General features: G+C 73.5%; 19 protein-coding genes. 10 read left to right on the top strand and 9 right to left on the bottom strand.

Annotated features, from left to right (window positions below; genetic code table 11):
* Positions 1–70 precede the first annotated feature (70 nt).
* Positions 71–973: a lipoyl synthase gene (gene lipA, locus AB0J86_RS29555; protein WP_363860920.1), complete on the bottom strand. Its 903-nt coding sequence runs from the start codon at positions 971–973 to the stop codon at positions 71–73.
* A 475-nt stretch (positions 974–1448) separates the two neighbouring features.
* Between lipA and aspS the strand changes: the two genes are divergently transcribed.
* Positions 1449–2735, top strand: a complete 1287-nt coding sequence (aspS, locus tag AB0J86_RS29550) for an aspartate--tRNA(Asn) ligase (RefSeq protein WP_363860915.1) — start codon at positions 1449–1451, stop codon at positions 2733–2735.
* A gap of 60 nt (positions 2736–2795) precedes the next feature.
* On the opposite strand, the gene lipB is transcribed toward aspS, so the two are convergent.
* Positions 2796–3449 carry a lipoyl(octanoyl) transferase LipB gene (gene lipB / locus AB0J86_RS29545; protein ID WP_363860914.1) on the bottom strand — a complete coding sequence of 218 codons (654 nt, stop codon included), beginning with the start codon at positions 3447–3449 and terminating at the stop codon, positions 2796–2798.
* Positions 3450–3522: 73 nt separating this feature from the next.
* A complete protein-coding gene (locus AB0J86_RS29540) occupies positions 3523–5430 on the bottom strand; it encodes a DUF2079 domain-containing protein (RefSeq protein WP_363860913.1) in 1908 nt (635 codons plus the stop codon).
* A 118-nt stretch (positions 5431–5548) separates the two neighbouring features.
* Between AB0J86_RS29540 and AB0J86_RS29535 the strand changes: the two genes are divergently transcribed.
* The 3 genes from AB0J86_RS29535 (at position 5549) to AB0J86_RS29525 (ending at position 7878) form a co-directional block, all read left to right on the top strand.
* Positions 5549–6526, top strand: a complete 978-nt coding sequence (locus AB0J86_RS29535) for an ATP-binding protein (RefSeq protein WP_363860912.1) — start codon at positions 5549–5551, stop codon at positions 6524–6526.
* Between the two features lie 47 nt (positions 6527–6573).
* Positions 6574–6966, top strand: coding sequence for an SCO5389 family protein (locus AB0J86_RS29530; RefSeq protein ID WP_363860911.1), 393 nt, complete (start codon positions 6574–6576; stop codon positions 6964–6966).
* 204 nt (positions 6967–7170) lie between these two features.
* Positions 7171–7878 carry a hemerythrin domain-containing protein gene (locus tag AB0J86_RS29525; RefSeq protein WP_363860910.1) on the top strand — a complete coding sequence of 236 codons (708 nt, stop codon included), beginning with the start codon at positions 7171–7173 and terminating at the stop codon, positions 7876–7878.
* Between the two features lie 90 nt (positions 7879–7968).
* On the opposite strand, the gene AB0J86_RS29520 is transcribed toward AB0J86_RS29525, so the two are convergent.
* Together AB0J86_RS29520 and folE are read right to left on the bottom strand one after the other, a co-directional pair.
* On the bottom strand, positions 7969–9228 hold the full coding sequence (locus AB0J86_RS29520; protein WP_363860909.1) for an FAD-dependent oxidoreductase: 1260 nt from the start codon (positions 9226–9228) through the stop codon (positions 7969–7971).
* 83 nt (positions 9229–9311) lie between these two features.
* On the bottom strand, positions 9312–9905 hold the full coding sequence (gene folE, locus AB0J86_RS29515) for a GTP cyclohydrolase I FolE (RefSeq protein WP_363860908.1): 594 nt from the start codon (positions 9903–9905) through the stop codon (positions 9312–9314).
* 234 nt (positions 9906–10139) lie between these two features.
* On the opposite strand from folE, the gene AB0J86_RS29510 reads away from it, so the two are divergent.
* The 4 genes from AB0J86_RS29510 (at position 10140) to AB0J86_RS29495 (ending at position 14583) form a co-directional block, all read left to right on the top strand.
* Positions 10140–10817, top strand: a complete 678-nt coding sequence (locus AB0J86_RS29510; RefSeq protein WP_363860907.1) for a helix-turn-helix domain-containing protein — start codon at positions 10140–10142, stop codon at positions 10815–10817.
* Between the two features lie 179 nt (positions 10818–10996).
* On the top strand, positions 10997–11503 hold the full coding sequence (locus AB0J86_RS29505; RefSeq protein WP_363860906.1) for a GNAT family N-acetyltransferase: 507 nt from the start codon (positions 10997–10999) through the stop codon (positions 11501–11503).
* Between the two features lie 166 nt (positions 11504–11669).
* Complete coding sequence (locus AB0J86_RS29500; RefSeq protein WP_363860905.1) at positions 11670–13106, top strand: PHB depolymerase family esterase; 1437 nt, start codon at positions 11670–11672, stop codon at positions 13104–13106.
* A gap of 175 nt (positions 13107–13281) precedes the next feature.
* Complete coding sequence (locus AB0J86_RS29495; protein ID WP_363860904.1) at positions 13282–14583, top strand: phospholipase D-like domain-containing protein; 1302 nt, start codon at positions 13282–13284, stop codon at positions 14581–14583.
* Between the two features lie 161 nt (positions 14584–14744).
* On the opposite strand, the gene AB0J86_RS29490 is transcribed toward AB0J86_RS29495, so the two are convergent.
* A complete protein-coding gene (locus AB0J86_RS29490; protein ID WP_363860903.1) occupies positions 14745–15644 on the bottom strand; it encodes a TIGR01777 family oxidoreductase in 900 nt (299 codons plus the stop codon).
* Between the two features lie 178 nt (positions 15645–15822).
* Here AB0J86_RS29490 and AB0J86_RS29485 point away from each other — a divergent pair, with 178 nt between their 5' ends.
* Positions 15823–16329 (top strand): hypothetical protein, encoded by a 507-nt coding sequence (locus AB0J86_RS29485; RefSeq protein ID WP_363860902.1) that lies wholly within the window; start codon positions 15823–15825, stop codon positions 16327–16329.
* Between the two features lie 78 nt (positions 16330–16407).
* Here AB0J86_RS29485 and sucB read toward each other — a convergent pair whose 3' ends face one another.
* Positions 16408–18228, bottom strand: a complete 1821-nt coding sequence (sucB, locus tag AB0J86_RS29480) for a 2-oxoglutarate dehydrogenase, E2 component, dihydrolipoamide succinyltransferase (RefSeq protein ID WP_363860901.1) — start codon at positions 18226–18228, stop codon at positions 16408–16410.
* Positions 18229–18300: 72 nt separating this feature from the next.
* A complete protein-coding gene (gene lpdA / locus AB0J86_RS29475; RefSeq protein WP_363860900.1) occupies positions 18301–19749 on the bottom strand; it encodes a dihydrolipoyl dehydrogenase in 1449 nt (482 codons plus the stop codon).
* A 163-nt stretch (positions 19750–19912) separates the two neighbouring features.
* Here lpdA and AB0J86_RS29470 point away from each other — a divergent pair, with 163 nt between their 5' ends.
* A complete protein-coding gene (locus AB0J86_RS29470; RefSeq protein WP_363860899.1) occupies positions 19913–20251 on the top strand; it encodes a hypothetical protein in 339 nt (112 codons plus the stop codon).
* A 114-nt stretch (positions 20252–20365) separates the two neighbouring features.
* Here AB0J86_RS29470 and AB0J86_RS29465 read toward each other — a convergent pair whose 3' ends face one another.
* Entirely contained in the window at positions 20366–21961 is a 1596-nt protein-coding gene (locus AB0J86_RS29465) for a leucyl aminopeptidase (RefSeq protein WP_363860898.1), read from the bottom strand.
* Positions 21962–21987 lie beyond the last annotated feature (26 nt).

The raw sequence follows: 21987 nt of genomic DNA, 5'->3' as shown, positions 1-21987 counted from the left end.
CGTACCCCGGGAAGCCGTCACGCCTGACGGGCTTCGCCGGGGTACGGTGGGCCCCCGCCGGACGCCGGACCTACGCGGTCGCCCGAGCCTCGATCGCCTGCTGGTAGAGCCGCCCGGCCCGGTACGACGAGCGCACCAGCGGCCCGCTCATCACGCCCGCGAAGCCGATCTGCTCGGCCTCCTCACGCAGCTCGACGAACTCCTCCGGCTTGACCCAGCGCTCGACCGGGTGGTGCCGCGGCGTCGGCCGCAGGTACTGCGTGATGGTGATCAGCTCGCAGCCGGCCGCGTGCAGGTCGCGCAGCGCCTGCGAGACCTCGGCCCGCTCCTCGCCGAGACCGAGGATCAGGTTGGACTTGGTGACCAGGCCGGCCGCCCGGGCCTGGGTGATGACGTCCAGGGAGCGCTCGTACCGGAACGCGGGCCGGATCCGCTTGAAGATCCGGGGCACCGTCTCGACGTTGTGGGCCAGCACCTCGGGCCGGGCGCCGAAGACCTCGGCCAGCTGGGCCGGGTCGCCGTTGAAGTCCGGGACCAGCAGCTCGACGCCGCAGCCGGGCTGGAGGGCGTGGATCTGCCGGACAGTCTCGGCGTAGAGCCAGGCGCCGCCGTCGGGCAGGTCGTCGCGGGCCACGCCGGTCACGGTCGCGTAGCGCAGGCCCATGGTGGCGACCGACTCGCCGACCCGGCGCGGCTCGTCGGCGTCGAACTCCGCCGGCTTGCCGGTGTCGATCTGGCAGAAGTCGCAGCGGCGGGTGCACTGGTCACCGCCGATGAGGAAGGTCGCCTCCCGGTCCTCCCAACACTCGTAGATGTTGGGGCAGCCGGCCTCCTGGCAGACCGTGTGCAGTCCCTCGCGGGAGACCAGGCCGCGCAGCTCGGTGTACTCGGGACCCATTTTCGCCTTGACCTTGATCCATGGCGGCTTGCGCTCGATCGGCGTCTCGGCGTTACGGGCCTCGATCCGCAGCATGCGGCGTCCCTCGGGAGCAATGGTCACGAATCCGAGCCTACGCGCCGGTCCGGACGGGTGGCAGCATGGGCGACGGGACTCACGTTTCCGTACGGGGTGAGCCCACTCACCCGTCGTGGGTAATTCGCTGTCGGCCCGGCCCGGGCCGGCACTAGCATCGCCGACCAAGGCGATGACGGAGCCGAGTACCGCCTCGACCACCGGAGCCGAGAGAGCCGCCCCCAGCTGTGAAGGCGGCCTCCGGCCGGGGCGGGAAGACCCTCCCGAGCCGCGGGAAGAACGGCGCCCGGCGCGCCCGGTAGAACCCGCCGTCCGGCCCACGACACGGGCGACGAACGAGGCCCCCGCCCGCCGCGGCGGGGGCGAAGGTGTGGTGGTACCGCGAGTCCCCGCTCGCCCACTCCATTCGGGAACGGTGCCGGCGCCCGTACGGCCGAGAAGGCCGGGACGCCGCGACGACGAAGGAGTGAGGCACGTGGTACGCGTACCGTCCACCGCCCTGCCCGGTCACGCCGGCGAGACGGTGACCGTGGCCGGCTGGATCCACCGCCGCCGGCTGCTCAAGTCGGTCGCCTTCCTGATCCTGCGCGACGCCGCCGGCCTGGCCCAGGTGGTGGTCACCGACCCGGCGGTGCGCGCGCGGATCGAGGAACTGCCCGAGGAGACCGTGGTCGAGGTGGTGGGGACCGTGGTGGCCAACCCCGCCGCGCCGGCCGGGGTGGAGGTGACGGAACCGGCGGTACGGGTGCTCGGCGAGCCGGCCGTACCGCCCCCGTTCGACCTGTACCGGCCGGAGCTGACGGCGAGCCTGCCGACCCAGCTCGACCACGCGGCGGTGGCGCTGCGCCACCCCACCCGGTCCGCGGCGCTGCGGGTCTCCGCGGCGGCGGTGGCCGGGTTCCGGGCCACCCTGGACGCGCTCGGATTCGTGGAGGTGCAGACCCCGAAGATCGTGGCGTCGGCGACGGAGAGCGGGGCGAACGTCTTCGCCCTCGACTACTTCGGCCGCCCGGCCTACCTGGCCCAGTCGCCGCAGTTCTACAAGCAGCTGATGGTCGGGGTCTTCGAGCGGGTCTACGAGGTGGGGCCGGTGTTCCGGGCCGAACCGCACGACACCACCCGGCACCTGGCGCAGTACACCTCGCTCGACGTCGAACTCGGCTTCGTGGCCGACCACCGGGACGTGATGGCGGTGCTGCGGGAGGTGCTCGCCGGCATGGCGGCCGAGGTGGCGCGGCGGGCGGGCGGCGCCCTGGCCGGGCTCGGCGCCGAGCTGCCGGCGGTACCGGCGGAGATCCCGGCCGTGCACTTCACCGAGGCGCTGGCGATCGCCGGGGCGCCGGCCGACGAGCCGGACCTGGCCCCGGCGCACGAGCGGGCGCTGGGGGAGTGGGCCCGCGAGCGGTACGGCTCGGAGTTCCTCTTCGTGACCGGCTACCCGATGGCCAAGCGGCCGTTCTACACCCACCCCGACCCGGCGCGTCCCGGCCACTCGAACGGCTTCGACCTGCTCTTCCGCGGGGTCGAACTGGTCACCGGCGGCCAACGGCTGCACCGGTACGCCGACTACGTGGCGGCGCTGGCCGACCGGGGCGAGCCGATCGAGCCGTACGCGTCGTACGTGGACGCCTTCCGGCACGGCATGCCGCCGCACGGGGGCTTCGCGATCGGGCTGGAGCGGTTCGTGTCCCGGGTGACCGGTGCCGCGAACGTACGGGAGGTCACCGCGTTCCCGCGTGACCTGCAGCGCCTCACGCCCTGAGGGTTCCGGGGGCCGGCGCGCCGGCCCCTGGCCTCGCGGCGGCCCCCGGCCTCGCGGCGGTCAGCCGAGCAGCGTGCCGAGGTGGCGCTCGACCACGGCGAGCGTCTCGGCCACGGTCACCCGGCGGCCCAGCTCGGCGCTGAGCGAGGTGGTGCCGGCGTCGCGGATGCCGCACGGCACGATGCGGTCGTAGGCGTCCAGCTCGCAGTCGCAGTTGATCGAGAAGCCGTGCTGGCTGACGCCGCGGGCGATGCGCAGGCCGAGCGCGGCGACCTTGCGGGCCGGGCCGCGGTCGTCCTCGGGCACCCAGGCGCCGCTGCGCCCCTCGATCCGCTGCGTCCGCAGGCCCAGCTCGGCGCAGACGTCGATCAGCATCTGCTCGGTACGGCGGACGAACGCCACGACGTCGACCGGCTGACCCGTCTCCGCCCCGGGCAGCTTCAGGATCGGGTACCCGACGAGCTGCCCCGGCCCGTGCCAGGTGATCTTCCCGCCGCGGTCGACGTCGATCACCGGGGTACCGTCCGTCGGCCGGTCCCACGGCTCGGTGCGCTTGCCGGCCGTGTAGACGCTGGGGTGTTCGAGCAGCAGGACGGTGTCGGGCTCGGTCCCCTCCACCACCGCGGCGTGCAGGCGGCGCTGCTCTTCCAGCGCGGTCAGGTAGTCGACTACCCCGAGCTTGGTGGCCCGAAGGCCTACAACGGTGCTGGTCACCAGGCCAGCGTAATCCGGTTCGGCGCGGCGGGGACCGGTGAGCCCGGTCACCGGCGTGCCGGCGGCCGGGGCGTCAGGCGGGCGGGATGCGCCAGAGCAGGACGTCGTCGACCCGTTCGGGCGGCCCCAGCAGCTCGGTCGCGGTCTCGCGCAGCGCGTCGACGTGAACCGGGTACTTCGCCCCGTGCACCCGGTCGGCCAGGACCACGACCTCGACCCGCCAGTGCCGCAGGTCCGACAGCGCCTCCTCCCGGTTGGCCCGGGTGATCCGCGGTACCTCGCCGGTCCGGCCGACGTCGGCGAAGAGCGCGTCGGTGGCCCGGGGAACGGGCCCGATCCGTCCCCGGCCGCCCGGCCCGCCCGGGCCGAGGAAGAAGCCGGCGGGGAGGGCGAACTCCTGCTGGTCGTGGGTGAGGGCGTACGACTGCCAGCGCTGCCCGTCCGGGGTCACGTCGATGGTGAACGGCAGCGGGGTCAGCACCCCGCCGGGCGAGACGTACCGCTGCCACTCGCCGGAGGTGATGAAGCGCGGCAGCGGCTCGCGGTCGAGCGTGAGCAGCGGCACCGGTACCAGCGGCAGCAGCGCCACGACGAACGCCGCGGTCCAGGCGGCGGCCCGGAGTCGGTGCCGCCGGCCGGCGCCGGCACCCCCGGGCCCCGGCCGCTCGCCCGGCGCGGAAGCGTCCAGCGGCTGCTCGCCCCGTACCGGGGCGACGAGCAGGTCCACGGTGTGGGCGAGGAGCAGCCCGATCACCGGCGCGACGACCAGGGCGAGCCGCGAGGGGAGCGCGGCGTTGAAGACCGGCAGGTGCCCGAGGAGCGCGTACGGCAGCGGCACGTCCGTGTGCGCCCCAGCGATCTTCACCCGGGGTCCCCAGGAGAGGACGGCGAAGACCACGGCGGTGACCCCGAGGGCCCGTACGCTCGGCCGCCGCTGCGGGTCGCCGCGCCGCCAGAGCAGTACGAAGCAGGCCACCGCCAGGACGAGCAGGGGCAGCCCGAAGAAGGAGTTCTCCTCGGTGGGGTTGGGCGCCAGGCGCGTGTCGAGCCCGACCTCCCCGGCCAGGGAGCGCTGCGGGAAGACGCCGTAGGCGGCGATGTCCTCGGCGTGGATCACCGGGTTGAAGCCGGTACCGCCGAACCGCTGCGGCCCGGCGAAGTGCAGCCAGAGCGGGTACGCCAGCAGCGCGGCCGAGACGAGCGCGGCGACGCCGAGACCGCGCAGGAACGCCGGGAGCGCGTCGCGCGCCTCGCCGCGGCGGCGCCGGTCCAGCGCCCAGACGAGCAGGAAGACCCCGCTGGCCAGGGCGGTGAAGAAGAGCGCCTCGGCGGCGATCGAGAAGCCGATGGCGACCAGCACGCCCAGCAGGACCCCGTTGCGTACGGCGTGCCCGGGCTCACGCAGCCGCAGCACCCGCCAGACGATGAGCGGCGCCAGCCAGCCGGCGCTCCAGTTCAGGTGCGCGTTGGCGTGCGACACCATGCCGGGTGAGAAGCCGATGAAGAGGCCGCCGAGCAGCGCCGCGACCGGGCTGCGGACCAGGTGCCGGGAGAGCAGCCAGTACCAGGCGAGCGCGGTGCCGGCGAGGTTGAGCGTGAGGATCACCAGGAACGTCGCCGGCGGTCCGATCAGGTACGTCAGCGGGGCGAAGACCACCGCGTAGACGGTGATCGAGGTGTTGACCGCGAGGTTCACCCCGTCGGGGACGTTGAGCAGGTACGTGAAGAGCGGGTTCTCGCCGTGCGTGAGCGCGTGCGCCCCGTAGGCCAGCAGCCACTCGAAGAGCGCCTGGTCGCTGGTGTTGACCGTGATCGCCCGTTGGTTGGGGTCGAGCCAGAGCCCGCCGGTGACCCAGAAGGCCAGGCCGACCGCCGTGACCAGGGCGATCAGGTCGGCGCGCCAGTGGGCCCACCGGGCCGGCGCCGGCACTCCGGCTGACTCCGGGGTCGGACCCGCGACCGGGGCTGGGGAGGTCGACACCGCCGGAGGTTATCAATCGTGGCCCGACACGCCCATCGGACCGGGAAACTTGACGAAGCTATTGAAAATGATTTCCAATGCAAATGGTTGCCGAAAGTGTACTGGAGGAACTCGTACCGTGAAGATCTCGTTCGTCGGCAAGGGCGGTAGCGGCAAGACCACCCTGGCCGCCCTCTTCGCCCGCCACCTCGCCGGTGGCGGGCCCGCGTCGCGGCTGCTCGCCCTCGACGCCGACATCAACCAGCACCTCGCCGCCGCGCTCGGGGCGGGCGAGGGGGAGGCGGTGCTGCTGCCGGCGCTCGGCGACCACCTCGCCGAGATCAAGGAGTACCTGCGCGGCGACAACGCGCGGATCTCCTCGGCCGCCGCGATGGTCAAGACGACGCCGCCCGGCCGGGGGTCCCGGCTGCTGACCGTCGCCGATCCCAACCCGATCTACGACGCGCTGGTCCGCGAGGTCGGCGGCGTGCGGCTGGCGGTTACCGGGCCGTTCGCCAGCGAGGACCTCGGGGTGGCCTGCTACCACTCGAAGGTCGGCGCGGTCGAACTCCTGCTCAACCACCTGGTCGACGGCCCCGGCGAGTACGTGGTGGTCGACATGACCGCCGGTGCCGACTCGTTCGCCTCCGGCCTGTTCACCCGCTTCGACGCGACCTTCCTGGTCTGCGAGCCGACGCTGCGCAGCGTCGGGGTCTACCGGCAGTACGTCGGCTACTCCCGCGACTACGGCGTACGGATCCACGTGGTCGGCAACAAGGTCGACGACGAGACCGACGTCGCCTTCCTGCGCGAGCACGTCGGCGACGACCTGCTCACCTGGGTCGGGCGCTCGGCGTACGTGAAGTCCACCGAGCGGGGCGCGCCCCGGCCGATCGACGCGCTGGAGCCGGCCAACCGGCGGGCCCTCGAACTGATGCGGGCCACGGTCGACGCCACGCCGAAGGACTGGGCCAGGTACAGCCGGCAGGCGGCGGAGTTCCACCTGCGCAACGCCGGCGCCTGGGCCAGCGAACGGGTCGGCGAGGACCTGGCTCACCAGATCGATCCGGACTTCGTACTTTCCCCGATGGCTATCGATGTAGCGGTCCGTAACTAATAGACTGCCGTAAGTCAACGGCAGCCCTCAGTACCGAAGGAGAGAGCATGTCCCTCGACGTACCCGCCGCCCTGTTGGAGCGGGCCGAGTCCGGACGGGTCGACGACGACGAGTTCGTCGACTGCGTCCGGCGGTCGCTGCCCTACGCCTGGGCGGTCGTCTCCGACGTGGCCAAGCGCTCGGTCGACACGACGGCCGAGTTCGCCGACCACGCCGTACCGCCGCCGAGCGAGGCCGAGCGCGGCCAGCTGCTGCGGGCGCTGGCCAGCGACGCGATCCGGGGTGGGCTGGAGCGCCACTTCGGGGTCAAGCTGGCGTTCCAGAACTGCCACCGGGTGGCCGCCTTCAAGCTTTCCGCCGTGGGTGGCGAGACCTACCGGGACTTCATCTCCCCGGTCGCCCAGATCCGCAACCAGTCGCCGGAGCTGCGCGACTGCTGAGCGGTGAGCGGGGTCCCCTGCCGGCACCGACGGCGCCGGCAGGGGGCGCCCGCGTACCGACAGGGGACCGTCCCGTCGATCATGGAGTCGTGGCGGCCGCGAAAGCCCCGTCCCCGGACATATCCCCGACCACAGCTCCCTGATCGACGAGCGGTGCGTCACGACTCTTTGCCTTTCAGCACGCGTTGTCGGGAAGCTGAACGCGTGACAGGGCGGGATCGGCGCGACGGGCGGCGGGCGTCAGGCGGCTCGCCCCGAGGCGGCGCCTCCGGCGGGCGGGGTGCAGGCGGGGGACGAGGTGGCCGGGGCGCCGGAAGCCGCCGGGGCGCCGGCGGTGGGAAAGACGGCCGGGGCGCCGGCGGCGCCGGGGGCGGTCGCGGGCACGACGTACGCCGGGACGGCCGGGCGGCGAGCGCGGCGCCGGGCGGCGGGCTGCTCGACGAGCTGAAGTGGGTACACGGCATGCTCCGGCGCGACCTGGCCACGGTCCGGCGGCTGGCGGCGGCGACCGGCGCGGGCGAACCGGCCGGTGGGATTCGCGCGGGGCTGCGCGAACTGCAGAGCCGGGGACCGCTGTTCCAACTGCGGGTGAACTGCCTGAGCTACTGCCAGTTCGTGCACGGCCACCACGGCAACGAGGACGCCGGCATGTTCCCGGCGCTGCGCCGGATGGCCCCCGAGCTCGGTACCACGATCGACAAGCTGGAGGCCGACCACCGGGTGATCTCCGACCTGCTCGACCAGGTCGAGGGGGCGGCCCGCAACCTCGGCGACGGCAGGGACGCCGCCCTGCGGGGACGGCTCGTGGAGGCCCTGGACACCCTCTCCGACCGGCTGCTCGCGCACCTGGCCTTCGAGGAGGAGGCCCTGGGGCCGGTACTCGGCGGGCAGCCGCGACCTCGCCGACGCTGACGCCCGCGCCGGACGCCGGCGTAGGCGCTCGCCCGGTACGGCCGGACGCGCGCCGACCGGCGCGGCGAGGTACCGACGGGGGCCGGTGGCTCAGGCCAGGAGGTCCGCCAGGGCCACGTTCGGGTCGGCGAGTTTCGCCAGGTCGACGCCGCGCCCGGCGTGGCCGGCGCGCACCAGGTCGGCGATCGGCTCGCTGACGTCCCAGATGTTGACGTTCATCCCGGCGAGCACCCGGTTGCCGCTCACCCAGAAGGCGAGGAACGGCGGTGTCGCGCGGTCGCGAACGGTCGGGTCGCCACGGAAGGCGACCCGGTCGAACGCGCCGGGCTCGACGTGGCCGGTGTATTCCATGCCGAGGTCGTACTGGTCGGTGAAGAAGTACGGGACGCGGTCGTACGCGACGGGTTCGCCGAGCATCGCGTGGGCGGCCAGCTTGCCGCCGTTGAGCGCGTTGGACCAGTGCTCCACCCGGATCCGCCGACCCAGCAGCGGATGGGCGATGTTGGCGACGTCGCCGGCGGCGTGGATGTCGGGGTCGCTGGTGCGGAGCCGTTCGTCCACGAGGATCCCGTTGTCGACGGCCAGTTCGGCGGCCTCGGCGAGTTCCGTGGCCGGGCTGATCCCGACCCCGACGATCGCCAGGTCGGCGGCCAGCTCGGTGCCGTCGGTGAGCACGGCCGAGGCCAGCCGCCCATCCTCGCCCGCGCGGAACTCCCGGACTCCGGCGCCGAAGTGGAACGTGACGCCGTGCGCGCGGTGCAGGGCCGTGTAGACCTCGGCGACGTCGTCGCCGAGGACCCGGCGTAGTGGCGCGCGGTCCAGTTCCACGACGGTCACCTCGGCGCCGTGGCCGCGCGCCGCCGCGGCGGTCTCCAGGCCGATCCAGCCGGCCCCGACCACCAGCACCCGCGTCGCGCCCGGGACGCGCTCGGCGAGCGCGTCCGCCTCCGGCAGGGTACGCAGGTAGCGCACGCCGGGCAGGTCGGCGCCCGGGACGTCGAGGCGGCGTACCCGCGATCCGGTGGCCAGCAGCAGCTTGTCGTACCGCACCGGGTCGTGTCCATCGAACGTCAGCAGGTGTCCCCTCGGGTCGAGACCGGTGGCCCGTACCCCGAGCAGCAGCTCCACTCCGTTGTCGGCGTACCAGCCTTCCTCGTGCACGTACGCCTTGTTCCGTGGATCGGTACCCAGCAGGTAGCCCTTCGACAGCGGTGGGCGTTCGTAGGGCCGCTCGGTCTCCTCCCCGACCAGCAGGATCCGGCCTCCGAAGCCGGCACGGCGTAGTTCTTCGGCGGCCTTCGCGCCGGTCAGCGACGCCCCGACGATGGCGAACAACGGCTGGTCGCGCACGGGCGGATCTCCTTCGCAACGAGAGGGTGGCGGTTCGGGGAGGGATGCCGGTTCGGGGTGCCGGCCGGTACGGGTGCCAGCGGTCAGTGGGTCAGGCCGGCGAGGCTGAAGAACTCGGCCCGGGAACGGGCATCCTCGCGCAGGGCGCCGAGCAGGGTGGAGGTGACCGTCGTGGCACCCACGGCCTGCACCCCGCGCAGGGTCATGCAGAGGTGTTCGGCTTCGATGACCACGCCGACGCCCTTCGGGTGCAGGTGGTCGGCCAGCCAGTCGGCGACCTGTTTGGTCAGCCGCTCCTGCACCTGGGCGCCGTGGGCGAACAGTTCCACCACCCGGGCCAGTTTGGACAGCCCGAGGATCCGCTGCCCGGGTAGGTAGCCGACGTGGGCGACGCCGATGAACGGCAGCAGGTGGTGTTCGCACACGGACCGGATCGGGATCCCCCGCGCCAGCACCAGTTCGTCGTACCCCTCGTCGTTGGCGAAGGTGGTCAGCTGGAACTCGCGCGGGGTGAGCAGCTCGGCGTAGGCGCGGGCCATCCGTCCGGGGGTCTCGCCGAGGCCGTCGGCGCTCAGGTCGACGCCGAGGGCGGTCAGGAACGTCGCCGCGGCGTTCTCGGCCGCGGCCAGGTCCGGGGCGGGCCGTTGCCGGGCCACCCGCAGTGGGGTAATCGTCATCTCAACCGCCGTTCACGCCGAGGGACATGGGCAGCGACCCGGTCCGGAACACCGTGCTGGCGGCCGGGTGGGGAGCGGGTCCGGGCACGCGGACGTCCCGGCCGCCGTGGCCTGGTCCAGGACGTGCACGCCGGGGCCTCCCCACATTTTCACCAACCGGGGCTGTCGCTAATGCTCATCCTGGCTCCTGTGCAGAACAATTTCAACAGTGCCGGTTGGTGTTAATGTCGGTGGGTGAGCGCGCATGACCCGTGGGCCGGCATGACCGCCCTGGTCGACCCGTCCCGGCGGGCCCTGTACGACCATGTGCGCCGCGCCGGGCGCCCGGTCAGCCGGGAGGAGGCCGCCGACGCCACCGGCATGTCCCGCGGCCTGGCCGCGTTCCACCTCGACAAGCTCGTCGATGTCGGCCTGCTGCAAGCCCGCTACCAGGCCCCGCCCGGCCAGCCCCGCGGCCGTGGCCGGTCCCCGAAGGTGTACGAGGCGACCGGCGACGAGATCGCGGTGAGCATCCCCGAGCGCCGCTACCGACTCGTCGCCGAGATCCTCGCCGCCGCCGTCGCCGACGACCCGCGCTGCGCCGACCGGGCCGCCACCGAACACGCCCACCGCCACGGACACACTCTCGGGTCCGCGCTGCGCGCCGGGCACGGTCCCGACCTGCTGGCCGCGCTCACCCAGCTCGGCTTCGAGCCAGAGGCCACGACCGGGCGGGTGCTGCTGCACAACTGCCCGTTCCACGCCCTGGCCGCCCGGCACACCGGCCTGATCTGCGGGCTCAACCACGCCTTCCTGGCCGGGCTCCTCGACGGTCTCGGCGCCACCGAGGTGCACGCGCGGCTCGCCCCGCACCCCGGCCGCTGCTGCGTCGAACTGTCCCCGGCGGCGCCGGTCAGGGACGCGGCCCCTTGAGCACGATGTCCGGGTACGGCTCGATCGTCGGGCCGCGCTCCGGTTGGTTCGGCAGCGCCGAGATCATGGCGAGCACCTGGAGTGCGGTGACGTCCGGGCGGCCCGCTTCCGGCGCGGGTGGCCCGGCTCGGGCGGGAAACCCGTGGAGGTCGCGGTGGCGGCGCGGGCAGAATGCGGCGATGTCGATCCGAGCCGCGCGCGAGGCGGAGCTGACGGTACTGCGGGAGATCGAGGTCGCGGCGGGGCGCTGGTTCCGCGACGTGGGAATGCCGGAGATCGCCGGCGACGAGGGGCTGCCGCTCGACGTGCTCGACGGGTACCGGCGCGCGGGGCGGGCCTGGGTCGCCACGGACGCGGCGGACCGGCCGGTGGCGTACCTGGTCGCCGAGGTCGTCGACGGCAACCTGCACGTCGAGCAGGTCTCGGTGCACCCGGCGAGCGCGCGGCGCGGGATCGGCCGCCGCCTGCTCGACCACGCCGCCGAACACGCGGCGGCGGAGGGTCTGCCGGCGCTGACCCTCACCACCTTCGTCGAGGTGCCGTGGAACGCCCCGTACTACGCGCGGTGCGGCTTCGAGGTGATGGCCGACGGCGAGATCGGCCCGGGGCTGCGGGCGATCCGGCGGCACGAGGCCGCGCTCGGGCTGGACCGCTGGCCCCGGGTCTGCCTGCGCCGCCGGTTGTGAGCCACGGATCCGCCGAGGGCTCCGATGTGGACCCCCGACCGCGCGGCACATGGTGACGGCGGCGAATGTGTGATCGCGGACCATGTCTTAACTCCGTCATACGGACGTAACGTCTCGGCAATTCGGGGGTGACTCTGCTCACACACTTGCCACCAGGAGGCCGACCGTGCGTCGATCCGCACTTGTCCTCGCCCGGCTCGCCAGAGCCGCCGCCGTACCCGTCGTGCTCGCCGCGGCCGTGCTCACCGGAGCCGCTCCCGCACAGGCCGCCAGCCTCACCCAGGTCGCCAGCTTCGGCTCGAACCCCGGCAACCTGACCATGTACGCCTACCGGCCGGACAACCTGCCGAGCGGCGCGCCGGCCGTGGTGCTGCTGCACGGCTGCACCCAGAACGCGAACACCTACTTCACCAACTCCGGCTGGCGGAAGTACGCCGACCAGTGGCGGTTCACCCTGATCGTGCCGGAGCAGAAGAGCGCCAACCAGGCGCTCTCCTGCTTCAACTGGTTCACCGAGGGCGACATCAGCCGGGGCCAGGGCGAGGCGCTGTCGATCAAGCAGATGGTCGACTACGCGAAGAGCAACTTCGGTACCGCCGCCAACCGGGTCTACGTCAGCGGCCTCTCCGCCGGCGGCGCGATGACCTCGGTGATGCTGGCGACCTACCCGGACACCTTCGCGGCCGGCTCCGTGATCGCCGGACTGCCGTACCGCTGCTCGCCCCCGGCCGCGACCAGCACCTGCCAGTACAGCGGCGTCGACAAGACCCCGGCCCAGTGGGGCGACCTGGTCCGCGCCGCCTACCCCGGCTACTCGGGGGCGCGGCCGAAGGTGGCGATCTGGCACGGCACCTCCGACACCACGGTCGTACCGGCCAACGCGACGGAGTCGCGGGACCAGTGGACCAACGTCCTCGGCGTCTCGCAGACTCCCACCAGCACGTCGTCGCTGCCCGGCGGGACCAGCCTGGAGGTGTACGGCAACGACGCGGTGCGCCTCTACCGGGTCTCCGGCATGCAGCACGGCACCCCGGTCGACCCGGGCTCCGGCGCCGACCAGTGCGGCACCGCCGGAGCGTACTTCCTGGACACCATCTGCTCGGCGTACCGGGACGCGCTCTTCTTCGGGCTCGACGGATCGGGCGGCGGCGACCCCGGACCGGGAGCGCCGGCCGCGCCGACCGGCCTCGCCGTCACCGGTACCACCGCCAACTCCGTCTCGTTGAGCTGGAACGCGGTCGGCGGGGCGACCGGCTACCACGTCTACCGCAACGGCACCCGGGTCACCTCGTCCCCGGTCGGCGGCACCTCCTACGTCGACAGCGGGCTCACCGCGGCGACCACGTACTCGTACGCGGTCAGCGCCGTGGGCTCCGGCGGGGTGGAGGGCGCCCGTTCCGGCACGGTCTCGGCCACCACCGGCGGTACCGCCCCGGTCTGCGTCACGGCCAGCAACTACGCGCACGTCCAGGCCGGTCGCGCCTACACCTCGGGCGGGTACGCGTACGCGCTCGGCTCGGGGCAGCAGATGGGTCTCTACAACACCTTCTACACCAGCACGCTCAAGCAGACCGGCCCGAGCTACTGGGTGGTCGGCTGCTGATCCGGCGCCCGCTCCACGGACGCGGCGACGGCGCCCCACCCCCGGGCGTCGGAGCAGGGGCTCCCGCCGCCGCCCGGCGGCGGGAGCCCCTGCCCGTCCGAACGGTCGGCTCCGCCATCTGGACGGGGGCGGCAGGGTATCGACGGCGGTGATACCGTTCCGCGCCATGCGGAAAATGATCTCTTTCTTGCTAGCGGGGGCGAGCGTGTTGGCCGGACTCTCGGTCGGGGTCGGGCCGGCGCGGGCCGCGACCCCCACCACCGGCGCCGTCTTCAACAACCCCCTCGGCACGGCCGCCGAGCAGCAGGCGATCCAGACGCGTCTGGTCGAGCTGATCGACGGCACGCCGACCGGGTCGCGCATCCGGATGGCGATGTTCTACGCCGGGGACACCCCGGTCCCCGACGCGCTGGTACGGGCGAAGGGTCGCGGCGTCAACGTACAGGTGATCTTCGACTACAACGATCCGGCGGCGGCGCCGTACGCCTCCCTGGTCACCGCCCTCGGCACCGACCTGGGCGCGGCCTCGTGGATCCTCTTCTGCCCGCAGGGCCGGGGCTGCATCGGCAACCGCACCCTCGGCGACGTCACGTCGCTGAACCACAACAAGTTCTTCCTCTTCTCCAGCACACTCGGCGCGACCAACGTGGTGGTCCAGTCGACCGCCAACCTCTACCGGGGACGGGACGGGCTGCGCGGCTGGAACGCGGCGCTGGTGCTGGTCGGCAACACCGGCATCTACAACGCCTACAGCGGCTACTTCGACGACCTCAAGGGCCGCAAGGTCAACAACAACTACTACGACACCGGCCGCGCCCCCGTCACCTCCGGCAACGCGAAGATCCACTTCTACCCGCGTCAGGAGAGCAACGGGCAGCCGTACAACGACCCGAACGAGGACACGGTGATGACCGCGCTGAACAACGTGGCCTGCACCGGCAACACCCGGGTCGGCACCCAGGACGGCACGTACCGCACGATCATCCGGGTCAACCAGACCTTCATCAGCCGTACCTACCTCGCCAGCAAGCTGTGGGACCTGGACAACCAGGGCTGCTACGTGGAGGTCGTCGAGCGGTACGACCCGTCCAGCTCGTCCGAGGTCACCAGCATGAAGAACCTGCTGCGCTCCACCAGCAGCGGCTACGGCGGACCCGTGGTCAGGTACTACTGCAAGGACCCCGACCCGGTCTGGACCCACTCCAAGTACCTGCAGATCGAGGGGAAGTACTACGGCGTACCGGACCGGACCATCACCTACGTCGGCAGCCACAACCTGAGCTACAACTCGCTGCGGCAGGCCGACGAGACCATGCTGCAACTGGAGGACACCGCGGTCTTCGAGGCGTTCCGGGCGAACTTCCGGACCGTACGCGACGCGCCGGGCATCCGCTCGGCGGCCAACGGCGGTACCGCCAGCTGCGCGGCGACCTCGACGCTGCGGCCGGACTACCAGGAGCGGCCCGAACTCGGGTAGCGGTACCGGCGGGGCCCGCCGTCGCTCGCGGCGCGCGGGGCCCCGCCCACGGTCCGCGGGGCTCGCCTCGCGAACCGTCGGCCGCGGTGCGCTGGCCGCGCGGCGCGCTGCCCGCGCGGGCCACTGGTCCCTCGCGGGCGGCGCACCCGTGGGGCGGCCCGCTACTCCCGCAGCGCGGCCCGGAAGGCGGCGCGCAGCTCCGGGTGCCGGTAGCTGAAGCCCGCTCGGGAGAGCACCCCGGGCAGGACGCGAGTGCTGCTCAGCGCCTCGACGGCGAGCCCGCCGAGCAGGATCTTGAGCGCGAAGCCGGGCACCGGGAACACCGCCGGGCGGTGCAGCGCGGCGCCGAACTCCCGGGTGAACTCCCGGTTCGTGGCCGGCGCCGGACCGACCACGTTGACCGGTCCGGCCAGGTCCTCGCGGGCCAGCAGGAACTCGACGGCGGCCAGCCAGTCGGCCAGCGAGATCCACGGCAGCCACTGCCGGCCGCCGCCGAGCGGGCCGCCGACGCCGAGCCGGAACGGCAGCAGCTGCGGCTTGAGATAGCCGCCGTCCCGGTGCAGCGGATAGCCGCTGCGCAGCCGGACGACCCGTACGCCGGCGTCCTCGGCCGGCCCGGTGGCGGCCTCCCACACCCGGCAGAGGTCCGCCAGGAAGCCCTCGCCGGCCGGCGCGTCCTCCTCCACCGGGCGGTCGCCGGTGTCGCCGTACCAGCCGATGGCCGAGGCGTTGAGCAGCGCGGCCGGTCGGCTATCGGCGGGCACGGCGGCCATGGCCCGGGCCAGCGTCTGGGTGCTGTCGACCCGGCTGGAGCGCAGCAGGTTCCGGTACTCCTCGGACCAACGCCGGTCGCCGATGCCCGCGCCCGCGAGGTTGACCACGGCGTCCACGCCGACGAGCGCGGCCGGGTCGAGCTGCCCGGCGGCGGGGTCCCACCGGATCTCGCCCGTACCGCGCGGCGGGCGGCGCACCAGCCGGAGGACGTCGTGCCCGGAGGTACGGAGGCGCTCGCCCAGCCGCGTGCCGAGGAAGCCGGACGAGCCGGCGATCAGGATCCGCATGTAGGTATCTTCGCCGACGTGCCGGGCCGGAGCCCGCGGCTCGCGGTCGTGGCGCCCCGATAGGCTCGCGACGGCCGGCCCCGCCCGGGCCGGAAGTGGCCGGGTGGGGGGCCGCGACGGCCGGCCGCGTCCGGGCGGGAAGCGTTCGGGCGGGAAGCGTTCGGGCGGAAGTGGCCGGGTGGCGACCGCGACTGGCGCCGCCGAGGGCGGGAGGGAGGCCGCGATGGCGGAGGTGCGGTTGCGTACCGGCGTGGACCCGGACGCCCCGGAGGAACCGGTGGTCGTGGTCGCGGTGGATCCGCTGGGACCACCCGGCGACCGCGCCGTGGTGCGCCTCGGCGAGACCTGCCACGAGGGCGACGGGGTCTGGTACCTGGCGCGCGCGGACGGCTGGGCGGAGCGGCGGCTCGACGGTACGCGGCTCACCGTGGACGTGGTCTGCCACCGGTCCGTACTGGCGCGGCTGGAGGTCGAGCTCGACGACTTCGACGAGCGCTCCGAGGTGGACCCGGAGGCGGTCCGGCTGCTGCGGCTGAGCACCGAGGTCGACCCGGCCGAGTACGCCCGCGCCCCCGTGGCGACGGTGGTCGTCGCCGCCTCCGGGGGCGGCACGGTCGATGAGGCGGTACGCGTCATCGTGTCCGGGCTGGAGTGGCCGACCGTCTACGGCCCCCCACCCACCTGACCTCGTCGATCTAGGGCAAATCGCGGTGATTGGAGATTAACTCACGTAGATTTGCCCTAGATCGACGAGGCGGCGGGGTCAGGACAGGCCGAGCTCGGCCTCGAAGTTGCCGCCCTCCAGCCGCTCCTTCACCGCGGTGAGGAAGCGGGCCGCGTCGGCGCCGTCGATCTGCCGGTGGTCGTACGACAGGGCGAGGTAGACCATCGACCGAGGCACGATCACCTCGCCGAGGTCCGGGTCGGTGAGGACCACCGGGCGCTTCACCACCGCGCCGGTACCGAGCATCGCGGCCTGCGGGCTCGGCACGATCGGGGTGTCGAAGAGCGCCCCCCGGCTGCCGGTGTTGGTCAGCGTGAAGGTCGCCCCGGCGATCTCGTCCGGGCTGATCTTGTTCGACCGCGTCCGCTCCGCCAGGTCGGCGATGCGGCGGGCGAGGCCGGCCAGGTTCAGGTCACCCGCGTTGTGGATGACCGGCACCATCAGGCCCCGCTCGGTGTCGACCGCGAGGCCCAGGTGCTCCGCGTCCGGGTACGTGATCGTCCCGGCGTCGAGGTCCATCCGCGCGTTGATGATCGGGTACGTCTGCAGCGCCTCGACGGCGGCCAGCGCGAAGAACGGCAGGAACGACAGCTTCACGCCGTGCCGCTGCAGGAAGTCGTCCTTGGCCCGCGCCCGCAGCTGCGCCACCTTGGTGACGTCCACCTCGACGACCGTGGTGAGCTGCGCCATCTCGTGCAGCGACTCGTGCATCCGCTTGGCGATTACCTGGCGGATCCGGGGCAGCTTGTCGGTGCGGCCCCGCATCGGGCTCGGCTGCGGCTTCGCGGCCGGCGCCGGCTTGGCCTCGGCGGCCGGTGCCGGCCGCGCGGCGGCGGCCTTGGCCTTCTCGGCCGCCTCCAGCACGTCCTGCTTGCGGATCCGGCCACCCACGCCGGTACCGGTGACCGAGGCGAGATCCACGCCGTGCTCGGCGGCGAGCTTGCGGACCAGCGGGGTCACGTACCCGGCCACGTCCTCGCCGTTGGTCTGCCGCGGCGCGGGTGCGGCCGGGCGGGCCGGCGGGGCCGCCGGGTGCGCGGCCTGCTCGGTGCGGGCCGGCTCGGCCGCCCGCTCGGTCTGCGCGGCCGGGGTGCCGTAGCCCGCGCCCGCGGCCGGCGCGGGAGCCGGCTCGGCGGGCTTCGGTGCCGGGGCGGCCGCCTGCGGGGCCGGCTCGGGCTCGGCCTGCGGCGCGGGCTGCGCCGGCGCGGGCTTCCCGGTCGGCGCGGCGCCGGGCGTACCGATCACGGCCAGCTCGGCGCCGACCGGCGCGGTCTCGTCCTGCGGGACCTTGATCTCCAGCAGGGTGCCGGCGACGGGGGAGGGGATCTCGGTGTCGACCTTGTCGGTCGAGACCTCCAGCAGCGGCTCGTCGACCTCGACCGAGTCGCCGACCTCCTTGAGCCAGCGGGTGACCGTACCCTCGGTGACGCTCTCGCCGAGGGCCGGCATCTTCACCGGCGTACCCGTGCCGCCCGCGCCGCCCTCGGCGGCCGGGGCCTGCTGCGGCGCGGGCGCCTCCGCCTGCGGGGCGGGGGCCTGCTGCGGCGCGGGCGCCTCCGCCCGCGGAGCCGGCTCCTGCTCCTCCGCCTGCGGGGCCGGGGCCGCGCCGCCGGGCGCCTCGTCCTCGCCCGCGATCACGGCGAGCTCGCTGCCCACCTCCGCGGTCTCGTCCTCGCTCACCACGATCCGGCTCAACACGCCGGCCGCGGGGGAGGGGATCTCGGTGTCGACCTTGTCGGTCGAGACCTCGAGCAGCGGCTCGTCGACCTCGACCCGGTCGCCCTCCTGCTTCAGCCAGCGCGTGACGGTGCCCTCCGTGACGCTCTCGCCAAGCCGTGGCATGGTGACCGATACCGGCATCTCTCAAGACTCCTTCGTGGCCTGGTGCCATCCTCGCCCGCTTGCCGCCGGGCGCCGCGGAAAAAATGTGTGTCAGGCGTGGGCGTGCAGCGGCTTGCCCGCCAGGGCCAGGTGCGCCTCGCCCAGTGCCTCGTTCTGCGTCGGGTGGGCGTGCACGAGCTGCGCCACCTCGGCCGGGTACGCCTCCCAGTTGAAGATGAGCTGCGCCTCGCCGATCAGCTCACCGACCCGGGCGCCCACCATGTGTACGCCGACGACCGGCCCGTCGGAGACCCGGACCAGCTTCACGAAGCCGTTGGTCTTGAGGATCTGGCTCTTGCCGTTGCCGCCGAGCGGGTAGTTGTAGGTCTGCACCTTGTCGGCGCCGTACTTCTCCTTGGCCTTCGCCTCGGTCAGGCCGACGGAGGCCAGCTCCGGGTCCGAGTAGGTGACCCGCGGGATGCCGTTCTCGTCGATCGCGGTCGGGTTCCGCCCGGCGATCTCCTCGGCGACGAAGATGCCCTGCTGGAAGCCGCGGTGGGCCAGCTGCAGGCCGGGCACGATGTCGCCGACCGCGAAGATGTTCCCGACGCCGGTGCGCAGCCGCTCGTCGGTCAGGACGAAGCCGCGGTCGAGCCGGATGCCCTGCTCCTCGTACCCGAGGTTGGCGGTCGTCGGGCCGCGACCGACCGCGACCAGCAGCAGCTCGGCCTCGAGGGTCTCGCCACCGGCGATGGTGACCCGGACGCCGGAGTCGGTCCGCTCGACCTTCTCGAACGGCTTGCCGGTCTTGAAGCCGATGCCGCGCTTGCGGAACGCCCGCTCCAGCGCCTTCGAGGACTCCTCGTCCTCGGCCGCCACCAGCCGGGGCAGCGCCTCGACCACGGTGACCTCCGCGCCGAAGGAGCGCCAGGCGCTGGCGAACTCGACGCCGATGACGCCGCCGCCGAGCACGATGGCCGAGGTGGGAACCCGGTCCAGCGTCAGGGCGTGCTCGCTGGTGAGGACCCGCTCGCCGTCGACCTCGATCCCCGGCAGGCTGCGCGAGTACGAACCGGTTGCGAGGATGATGTTGCGTCCGGTGTACCGCACGCCGTCCACCTCGACCGCGTCCGGCCCGACCAGCCGGCCGGTGCCCTCGACGTAAGTGATCTTCGCAGCCTTCACGAGGCCCTGGAGGCCCTTGTAGAGGCGGGCGACGACCCCGTCCTTGTAGCTGTTCACACCGGCCATGTCGACGCCGATCAGCTCGGCCTTCACGCCGAACTGCTCCGACTCGCGGGTCTGGTCGGCGATCTCGCCGGCGTGGAGCAGCGCCTTGGTCGGGATGCAACCCCGGTGCAGGCAGGTGCCGCCGAGCTTGTCCTTTTCGATCAGCGCCACCGACAGGTCGAGTTGCGCGGCCCGGAGCGCGGCCGCGTAGCCGCCGCTGCCACCTCCGAGGATCACGACATCGAAGGTCTGGCCGTTCGGCTCGCTCACAGTTATCTCCCAGGTCGCGTCGCTGCCACTAGGGTCATGCCGTGGAAAGGGGCATATCATCCCTTCCGGCCTATGCCTCGTGGCCGGAGAGCTTCTACCTCGGTCATCTTGTCACTTGTCGGTGCGCCCCGCGTAACGAGGTGCCCAAGGACACGTCGGCGGGACGTACGCTTGCCCCAGCCGCCGGTGACGCACCGTGCCGGCGCCGGGGAGGAGGCGACGGGTGGCCTGGTTTCGACGCGGCAGGCGCACGGGTGCGGCGGCCACGGGCCGTCCAGTCAGCCGGGCCGATCTCGATCACCTCGAGGCGTTCGTCCGGTCCCGACGCGGGGTCGAGGCGTTCATCGAACCGCGGACCACGGTGACGGAGACCACTGTCATCCTGATCGCCCACGATGGGGAGTGGACCCGGCGGCGCGTCGACAGCCCCGAGGGGGCCCGCCGCTTCGCCCACCGGCTGGCGATACCCATCTACGACGTACGGCTGGTCGGCTACCCGCAGCGGATGCGCGACTTCAACGCCCGCCGCCGCCGGACGGCCGGCGGACCCGCCGCCGGCTGACCGGCGCCGGCGGGCCGAGTGTCCGGCCGGCCGGCGGCCGGCGGGCCGAGCTTTCACCGGCGGCCGGTCCGACCCGCGGCGCGGGACGGACCGGCCGGGCGCCGGCCCCGGGTTTCAGCCGTTGGCGGCGATGTCGTCGACGAGTTCGAGCAGCGTACGCAGCGGGACGCCGGTGCCGCCCTTGGTCCAGTAGCCGGTCGGCTCGCCCGCGTGGTAGCTCGGGCCGGCGATGTCGATGTGTGCCCAGTCGACCCCGTCCTCGACGAACTCCCGCAGGAAGACGCCGCCCTGGAGCATGTGTCCGGCCCGGTCCATCCCCGCATTGACCTGCGAGATGTCGGCCACGTCGGAGTCCATGCCCTTGCGCACGTCCTCGGGCAGCGGCATCGGCCAGGCCGGTTCGCCGACCGCGTCACCGGCGGCCTGCACCCGGGTGCAGAACTCCGGCGTACCCATCAACCCGGCGATCCGCTTGCCGAGCGCGACCACCTGGCCACCGGTCAGCGTGGACGTCTCGATCAGATAGTCGCAGCCGTCCTGGCAGGCGCGGGCCATCGCGTCGCCCAGGATCATCCGGCCCTCGGCGTCGGTGTTGAGCACCTCGACCCGCTTGCCGTTGCGCATGGTCACGATGTCGCCCGGCCGGTACGCGCTGCCCGAGGCCATGTTCTCGGCCATCGGCAGGTACGCCCGGACCGACACCGCCGGCTTCAGCTCGGCGATGGCGATCATCGCGGCGGCGACCGCCGCCGCACCGGCCATGTCGGACTTCATCTCCCACATGCCCTGCGCCGGCTTGATCGAGACGCCGCCCGTGTCGAAGGTGATGCCCTTGCCGACCAGCGCGACCCGCTTCGTACCGCCGGCCGGGGCCGCCTCCGCCGGCGGGTCGTACGCCAGCGTGACCAGCCGGGGCGGCGCCTCCGAGCCGAGCCCGACGGCGAGGATGCCGCCGTACCCGCCGTCGGCCAGGGCCCGCTCGTCGAGGACCTCCACGGTCAGGCCGGCCGCGCGGGCCGCGTCCGTCACCGCGTCGGCGAACGCCGGGGGGCGCAGGTCGTTCGGGGGCGTGTTGACCCAGTCGCGGGTGAGCGCGACGGCCGCCGCCACGTGCCGGGCGCGGGCCACCTCGGCCTGCGCGCGGGCGTCCCCGGCGTCCGGGACGTGCACCGCCACCTCGCGTACCGGCGGCCGCAGGCTCGGCTGCGGCCGGGTCTTGTAGCCGGCGAACCGGTACGTGCCGAGCAGCGCGCCCTCGGCGATGGCCCGCAGCGCGGCCGGCGCGTCCTCGTCGTCCGGCACCGGCAGGGTCAGCGCGACCCGCTCGGCCCCCGCGAGCGCGCGGACCGCGCCGGCCGCGGCGCGGCGCAGCGTCTCGGGCGCCGGCGCGGCCCCGGTCGGCTCGGGGCCGAGCCCCACCGCCACGACCAGCGGAGCGGTCACCGTGCCGAGAGTTGCGATCTTGGTCACTTCGCCCGGTGCACCGGTGGCGCCCAACAGGGCCAGGGTCTCGGTCAACCGGCCGTCGAACGCCGCGGCGATACTCTCCGCCCCGGTCGCCAGCAGCAGGGTGGCGGCGAATCCGCCGGGTCCCGGCGGGGTGGGGGCGTCGGTACCGGACTGGCTGTGTACGCCGATCACGACGGCGTCGACGGTCAGTTCGGCGGGGTCCGTGTCGGCCAGGCTGAGGGTGGTGCTGGGCGATGTCACTCGGCGGCTCCGGGCGGGACTGGCCG

The organism is Micromonospora sp. NPDC049559 (assembly GCF_040676675.1).
Taxonomy (GTDB): domain Bacteria; phylum Actinomycetota; class Actinomycetes; order Mycobacteriales; family Micromonosporaceae; genus JBFAPK01.
Note: the sequence above shows the minus strand (reverse complement) of the source record. Positions and strands in the feature narration are given on the sequence as shown.